This window comes from Dyella sp., from assembly GCF_051954575.1.
Lineage (GTDB): Bacteria > Pseudomonadota > Gammaproteobacteria > Xanthomonadales > Rhodanobacteraceae > Dyella_B.
On the sequence record NZ_JBQCHP010000028.1, the window covers coordinates 183,137 to 191,675 of the forward strand.

Genomic DNA, 8,539 nt, shown 5'->3' on the forward strand with positions numbered 1-8,539 from the left:
CACGCCGCAATGCGTCCCTGGTTTAGATCGATCTATATCAAGGACGTTAGCAGTTGGCTAGGGGCTGTGCATGCGGCGTTGCAATAGTGTCCCCGCCGGGCCGCTTGTTGCCGTGGCCGTGCCTGCCGTCAACCGGCCGGTCTCCGTCTATATCCCTCCAACTTAAGGACGTCATTTGAGAAAAGTCCGATGGGGATGAGACGTACATCTCGCTACAATAGGTACTTAACGAGCAGCACATATCAGTGCGCGGCTCGTCGATAGACCGCAGGAACCAAGGAATGCGGTGGACAGGGGCTAGAGACGGACTCGGCACGGAGCAATTGGCAGCATGCGCAGTAAAAACAGGGGACTTGAGCGGCGTTCGCCAGGACGCCGCGCCACATCGACGTGGCGGACGTGGGCAACCTCTACGTTGATCGTCGCAGCTGCGGGGCAGGTGCCTGCAGTACACGCACAGAACGCGGCAGCCGAACAGGCCCAGCGCGACCAGGCACAACGCCAGGCACAGCAGCGCGAAGCCTTGCGCGCGGCGCCGGACGTGCGCCTGCAGACCGGCCAGCCGGTCGATTACCACGCCACCACGGTGCCGGCGGAAACGCCGTGCTTCCGCATCGACACGCTCGCGCTGGAAGGCGCGCACGTGCGCGAATTCGGCTTCGTGCAGAAATACCTGGATGCCTATCGCGGCCGATGCATGGGCCAGCAAGGCCTGCGCCTGCTGGCGCATCGCACCTCCGACCTGCTGCTGGCGCGCGGCTACATCACCAGCCGCGTGGTGATTCCGGAACAGAACCTCGCCAGCGGCAAACTGCGCGTGGTGCTGCTGGCCGGCACCGTAGGCGCCGTGCGCTTTGCGCCAGGCTCGGTCACGGCCGATTGGCGGAGCGCCTTGCCGATCCGTCCGGGCGACGTGCTCAACCTGCGCGCGATCGAACAAGGGTTGGAACAGCTCAAGCGCGTGCCCTCGCAGGAAGCAAAAATCGACATCGCACCCGGCGCGCAGCCGGGCAGCTCGGACCTGGTGCTCACCATCGCGCGCGGCAAGCCGTGGCGCCTGATCGCCAACCTCGACGACAGCGGCGCCTACAGCACCGGCAAGGAACAAGGCGGGCTGACGCTGGCGGTGGATCAGCCGCTGGGCGTCAACGACCTGCTCAGCATCGGCTACACGCGCAGCGTGGGTGACTACGACCACGTGAAAGGCACGCACGGCAACAACTTCAATTACAGCGTGCCGTGGGGCGACTGGACCTTCAGCCTGACCGCGTCGAGCTACGCCTACCGGCAATCGGTCTACGGCTCGCTGCAAACCTTTGCCTATACCGGCAGCTCGACCAACACCGCCTTCAGCGCCACGCGCCTGCTGCATCGCGACCAGCACAGCCGCACCTCGCTGCAGCTGACGGTAAGTACGCGCCGCGAGCACAGCTACATCGACAGCTTGGAAATCCAGACCCAGCGCCGCAAAGTGAGCGCCACCGAACTTGCGCTGATCCAGCGCCGCTACATCGGTGCGTCGCAGCTCGATCTGCGCCTGGCGTATCGCTGGGGCGTGCCGTGGCTGGGCGGGCAATGGCAGCCCAGCGAACATGGCGGCCCCACGAATCGCTACGGGCTCGCTACGTTCGATGCGAGCCTCAGCACGCCGTTCCGGCTGTTCAACACGCCGTGGTTGTGGCTTTCCGAATGGCATGCACAAGCCACCGGCGACCGCCTGTATGCAGAGGATTACCTCACGCTCGGCGGCCGCTACACCGTGCGCGGCTATGACGGCGACACGGTGCTGGCCGGCAACCACGGCGCTTACTGGCGCAACACGCTCAACTTGCCGCTGGGCGGCAGCGGTCTTTCGCTGTACGGCGGCGTGGACTGGGGCCATGTCGGCGGTGGCGTATCGAGCAGTTACGCAAGCCACAGCCTGAGCGGCGTGGTCACGGGTGTGCGCGGTTCGCGCTGGGGCCTGAGCTGGGATCTGTTCGCCGGCTGGCCGCTCGAGGCGCCACGCGGCTTCCCGACCCGACGACCCACTGCCGGCATGCAGTGGGTCTACATGTACTGAAAACAACTGAATCGCAGCTCGTATCACATGCCGGCACCGGCATGCAGGGATACATCGAGGATCGATGCTATGAAGGACACTGCTGTAAGTCGTACCGCAAACCACCAGGCGCTTGCCCCCTCCCCTACGTGCAGTAAGGGAGGGCTGAGGTGGGGTGACGTCCCCAACTCTGCGGCGAACGCACACGCCGGGGCAAGCGCGAGCAACCCCACCCTAACTCAGGGGAGGGCACAAAAAGCATGGCGTCATTCGCTGCGTCGCCAAGCACTCTGGGCTGCACTCACGCTTGCATTGGGCCTGCCCACGGCACACGCGCAAACCGTTCCCGACGGCGCCACCCACACCAACGTCATCGCCGCACCCAACGGCACGCCGGTGGTGAACATCGCCGCGCCCAACAACGCCGGCGTGTCGCACAACACCTATCAGCAGTTCAACGTCAGCAGCAACGGACTGGTCCTCAACAACAGCGGCGCGATCAGCAATACGCAGCTGGCCGGTTACATCACTGGCAATCCGAACCTGGGCGCGGGGCAATCGGCCAACGTGATCCTCAATGAAGTCACCTCCACGCAGCCGAGTGTGTTGAACGGCGCGATGGAAGTGGCCGGCCGCGCCGCGCAAGTGATCGTGGCCAATCCCAACGGCATCACCTGCGGCGGCTGCGGTTTCATCAACGCGCCGCGCGGTACGCTGGTGACCGGCGTGCCGATTCTCGATGCGAACGGTGGCTTGGCCGGCTTCAACGTCACGGGTGGCACCATCACCGTCAATTCACAAGGCCTGCTCAGCGGCAACACCGACCAGGTCGACCTGCTGGCGCGCGCGGTAGCGATCAACGCCGGCGTGTGGGCGCGCCAGCTCAACGTGGTCACCGGCAGCAATCGCATCGACTACGCCACGCTGGCCACGCAACCGCTCAGCGCTACCGGTGCAACGCCTGCGGTGGCGCTGGACGTATCGGCGCTTGGCGGCATGTATGCGAACGCGATTCGCCTGGTCGGTACCGAGGCCGGCCTGGGCGTGAACAGCCAGGGCCAGATCGCCGCGCAGAATGGCGACCTCACCATCACCAGCGCGGGGCAGGTCGTGCTGGGTGGCAAGACCACCGCCACCGGCAACCTCGGCATTAGCGCGACGCAAGCGCTCACCAATCAGGGCACGCTGGCGGCCGGCGGCGCGGTCACGCTTAGCGGCAGCGATCTTTCCAACAACGGCACGCTCTACAGCGGCAACGCGATGAGCCTTTCCGCCACCGGCCAACTCAGCAACAGCGGGCAGATCGAAGCGCAGAAAGGCAGCCTGACCATGCAGGCAAACGGCGCGTTCAACAACGCCGCCGCGAGCAGCCTGTACGCCGGCGGCGCCATAAACTTGAGCGCGGCTTCGTTCGCCAACGCCGGCACGATGGAAGCGGCACAAGGCGCGAACGTGCAGATCGCCGGCAACGCCAGCAACAGCGGCACGCTGCAAGCGGATGCCGGCAACTTCGTGTTCAATGCAGGCACCTTGAATAACACGGGCACGTTGAGCGCAAACGGCAGCGCCGCGCTCAGTGCCGCAAGCACTCTAACTAGCACCGGTACGCTGGTCGCCAATGGCAACGTATCGCTGAGCGCAGCGCAGTTCACCACTGCTGGCACAGTCCAGGCCGGTAGCGCGCTGACTGTTCAGGGCGGCACGCTCACCAACAGCGGCAAGCTCTACGCGCTCGGCGGCGCATGGATGGCAACGCTGAGCGGCGCGTTCGCCAATCAGGCCGGCGGCGATATCTACGGCAGCCAGAGCCTTGTGCTCAACGCGGCATCCTTGGCGAACACCGGCGGCATCGAAGCACAGCAGGCCAGCACGCTTGCGCTCGGCGGCGCCTTCGTCAACAGCGGCAAGCTGCAATCGGACCAAGCGGATATCACGCTAAGCGCAGCAAGCCTGTCGAACACCGGCACGCTCAGCGCGTATCACAATCTGCAAGCGCAACTGAGCGGCACGGCGCAGAACAGCGGCGTGCTGGTCAGCGGCGCGGCGATGAACATCGCAGCCGCAAGCCTCGACAACCAGGCCAGCGGGCAAATGCAGAGCGGCACGGATCTTTCGCTTGCCGCGGCCACGCAAAGCAACGAAGGCAGCATCAACGCCAAGGGCAACGCCACGCTGACTGGCGCGGATCTCAGCAATGCCGCCAACGCGCAGTGGATCGCGGGTGGCGCGCTTACGCTTAGCCAGACCGGCAGCGTAAGCAACGCAGGCGTGCTGCAGGCCGGCAGCGATCTCGCCCTGATGCGCGCAGCCTCGCTCACTAATGCAATGGGCGCCACGATGTATGCGGGCCAGGATTTCAATCTCGGCCTTGCCCAGACGCTGACCAACGCCGGCATGCTGTATGCGACCCGCACCGGCAGCTTCGCGGCCGGCAGCATGAACAACAGCGGCACCTTGCGTAGCGCAGGCACGCTTGCGCTTACCAGCAACGGCAGCGTGACCAGCAGCGGCGCGATCCAGGCGCAACAACACTTAAGCCTGCAAAGCGGTGGCGATTTCAGCAATAGCGGCCAGTTGTACGCCATCGACGGCGCGCTCACCGCACAGGTCGGCGGCGCTTTCGGTTCGCTGGGCGCCGGCGACATCTACAGCGGTCAGACCATTACCTTCAACGCCAACAGCTTCGCCAACGCCGGCACGCTGGAAGCCAAGCAAGCCATTGGCGTGACCGCGCAAGGCAGCGCAAGCAACAGCGGCACCGTACAGGCGGACAACGGCAACCTCGCCATCACCGGCAGCAGCATCACGAACCAAGGAAAGTTCAGCGCCACGGCTGATACGCAACTGAGCGCCACCGGCGCGCTGAGCAATAGCGGCACCGTGGTCACCGGCGGCACGCTGGCTCTCACCGCCGCCAGCCTGGTCAACAGCAAACAGATGCAAAGCGGCGGCAGCGCCACCGTGCAGGCGGCCAGCGTCACCAATAGTGGCACCTTGCAGGCGGGCGGTGCGCTCAGCTTCCTGCACAACGCTACGCTCGCCAACTGGTCCAGTGGCCAGATTCTCGCCGCGCAAAACCTGAGCGCCGATACCGCCTCGTTGCTCGACAACGCTGGCGTGATCCAGGCCGGCGGTCAGCTGGTCGTCAACGGCGCCGGCGCGCTCACCAACGAAGCCAACAGCACGCTCTACGGTGCGCAGCTCACCACGCTGCAGCTGGGCGGCGCCTTCACTAACGCCGGCACCACATACGGCGCGCAGGGCTTCAATCTCAGTGCCGCTAGTCTGGCCAACACCGGCAGCCTGCGCAGCGGCAGCTCGCTGAGCGTGACCACGCGAGGGGATGCAAGCAATGCCGGCACGGTTTACGCGCTGGGTAATGTGAATGGGAACATCAGCGGTGGGCTGGCGAACACCGGCGTGCTGGCCGCGCAAGGCAATACCACCATCAACGCCGCCAGCCTCAGCGGCAACGGCACGCTCGCGGCCAGCTTGCAGGGCGACGGTTCGCTCGGCAGCAGCGGCGATCTCATTGTCACCACCACCGGCACGCTGGCCGACCATGGCAAGGCGCTGGCGGCAGGCACGCTGAGCTTGACCGGCGGCAACGTCGATCTCTCCAACAGCCAAGTGCGCGCCAACACCATCGCGCTTACCGCCAATCAAGGCGGCGTAAGCAATGCGAACGGCGACCTGGCCGCGAATACCACCGTCACCATCACCACGCCCGGAAGCTTGATCAATACCGGCGGCAAGATCAGCGCCACTACGCTGGCGCTGCAAGCGGCAGCGTTGAATAACCAGTCCGGCTCGCTGGTGCAGACCGGCAGCAGCGATTTGAATCTGTCGTTCACCGGCGCCTTCATCAATGCCGGCGGCACGCTGGCGACGAATGCGCAAAATCTCTCCATCCGCGCCGCTTCCATCGATAACTCCAGCGGCGGCACGCTGCAGAGCGCAGGCAACGGCACGTTGACGCTGGTTTCCTCGGGCGATCTCGTCAACAACGGCGGCACCATCGCCGGCAATGGCGCGCTCTCGCTGCAGGCCAACGGTGCGTTGAACAACAGCAGCGGCACCCTCCAGTCCGCAGGCGCCTTGAACGCCACCGCCAACACGCTGGACAACAGCGGCGGCTTCATCAAGCTGACTGGCGCGCAAGCACTAAGCCTCACCACCACCGGTACGCTCACCAACGACGCGGGCGGGTTTATCGGCGGCAACGGCGCGGTCACGGTGAACACCGGCAGCTTGAGCAATGCCGGACAGATCTACGCCGGCACCAACCTGGGCGTGACGACGCAAGGCGCACTCGTCAACAATGGCGGTGCATTGCAGGCGCTGGCGTCCAGCAGCGTCACCAGCGGCGGCGCGCTCAGCAACCGCGCGGGACGCATCGAAGCGGGCAGCGGCAACAGCAACGCTACCTTGAGCGTGAACGCCGCCAGCCTGGACGGCACCAACGGCCGCATCGCCAACACCGCTCAGGGCGCCACGACGGTTTCCGTAGCGCAAACCCTGATCAACGAAGGCGGCACGCTCGGCGGCCAGGGCGTGCTCACGCTGTCGGCGTCCAACCTGGACAACAACAACGCCGGCAAAGTGGTAGCTGGCCAAGCGCTTACGCTGAACCTCGGTGGCATGAGCAACAACGGCGGCACCGTCTACGCCGGCAGCGACATCCATTGGAACAACGGCGGTGCCACGCTGCTGAACGCGAATGGTTCGCTGCAATCGGGCGGCAACCTCGCGTTTGCGCTGGCCGCGCTGGACAACAACGGCGGCTCGCTGGCCAGCAACGGCAACAGCAGCTTCAACCTGGGCAGCTTCACCGGCGTGGGCAAGGTAGCCGCCGGCCAGAACCTGTCGATCAGCGTCGGCGGCGATTACACCAACGCGGCCGGCAACCAGCTCAGCGCCAACAACGATCTTACGCTCAATGTCGGCGGCAACTTCAGCAACGCCAGCGGCGCCACGCTGCAGGCGCCGAACAACCTCACCGTTACCGCCGCCAACATCGACAATGCCGCCGGCGCCACCGTCAATAGCAACGCCACGACGCTCAGCACCGGCGGCACGCTGAGCAACGAAGGCAACCTCAATGGCGCCAGCGTCACGCTCAACGCCGGTGTGTTGAACAACGTCGCCAACATCATCGGCGGCACCGTCACCGCCACGGCCGGTTCGTTGACCAATGGTTCGGATCTTGGCTCTGCGACCGACAACAACGCGTATCAGAGCGCGATCATCGCCGGCAGCAATAACGTGGCGCTGTATGTGAGCGGCACGCTGCTCAATCGCGATGCGACCATTTTCACTACCGGCAATCTCACCCTGGCGGGCAACGCCAATGGCGGGCTGAGCGCATCCATCACCAATTTTTCCGGCGACATCGAAGCCGATGGCAGCCTGGTGCTGAACGCGCAGCAGTTCACCAACCAGCGCCGTGCGGTGAACACCGCGCCCTACACGCTAAGCAGCAGTGAGCAGGCCAGCAACAAGACGACATCTAGCAGCACGTTCGACTGGACGACCGACCCCAACGCCGTGACCTGGTGCAATGCCTACGGCCAGACCAGCTCCAATGGCCATCAGCTGCGTTGCGGTCCCATGGGCTACTACGGTGACTCCGGTCATGAGACGCTCACCGAACAGGTGACTGCGGTCAATCGTCTCGCCAGCGCCAGCGCGCAGAGCAAGTTGCTGGCGAGCGGGGACATCATCATCAATGGTTCGGTGCTGAACAACGCATCGACCATTGCAGCAGGCAACAACCTCATCATCAACGGCCAGAACGGCAATAACGGCGGTGGCGGCACGTCGTCCTACACGGTGCAGAACATTGCGTGGACACCCACGGCCTCGGTGACGAGCACCGACGTGCGCGCCGTGGACGGCGACTACCTTGGCTCGCGTTGGTATTCCAACCGCGAAGACAACGGCGCGCCCATTGTGTATTGGACGGGCACCTCGACCAGCACGATCGCGCTGGATCCTTCCGGCAACAATGGCTGGATCACCATCGCGCCAGGCCCGGGCCTCAGCGCGACGATGAGCGCGGGCAACGCGGTATCGATTACCGCGCAAACCATCAGCAACACGACGGTGGGCGGCAACGGCCAGCCGGTTCAGCAAGCCATCGGCCTGGGCGCCAATGGCTCAGGCCAGGCCATCAGCGGCGCGGTAGGCAGCGCGAGCAGCCATGCCGGCAACGTGAATGCGGCCGGTGTCGGTACCGCCCCCGGCCTGATCAATGGCACATCGCTTACCCTAGCCGATCCACACACGGTCAGCTCGGGCTCTACCGCTGCGGCCAACGCCAACCATGCGTCGCTGGCATCGCCACAAGTGGTTTCCACCCTGGTCGGCCCCAACGCCAGCATCAAACTGCCGCAAACCGGTTTGTATGCCATCAACACGCAGCCCGGCAGCGCCTTCCTGATCGAAACCAACCCGCAATTCACCAAGTACAGCAACTTCATCAGCAGCGACTACATG

The 8,539-nt window shown here is 64.9% G+C and carries 2 protein-coding genes; both read left to right on the forward strand.

Features of this window, described 5'->3' with window-relative positions:
- Positions 1-439 precede the first annotated feature (439 nt).
- The gene (locus ACTHNE_RS04135) at positions 440-2,062 is read left to right on the forward strand and encodes a ShlB/FhaC/HecB family hemolysin secretion/activation protein (protein ID WP_440268619.1); all 1,623 of its coding nucleotides are present in this window, start codon (positions 440-442) and stop codon (positions 2,060-2,062) included.
- A 291-nt stretch (positions 2,063-2,353) separates the two neighbouring features.
- Positions 2,354-8,539: two-partner secretion domain-containing protein (locus ACTHNE_RS04140; protein ID WP_440268620.1), on the forward strand; the 6,186-nt coding region annotated here is incomplete at its 3' end.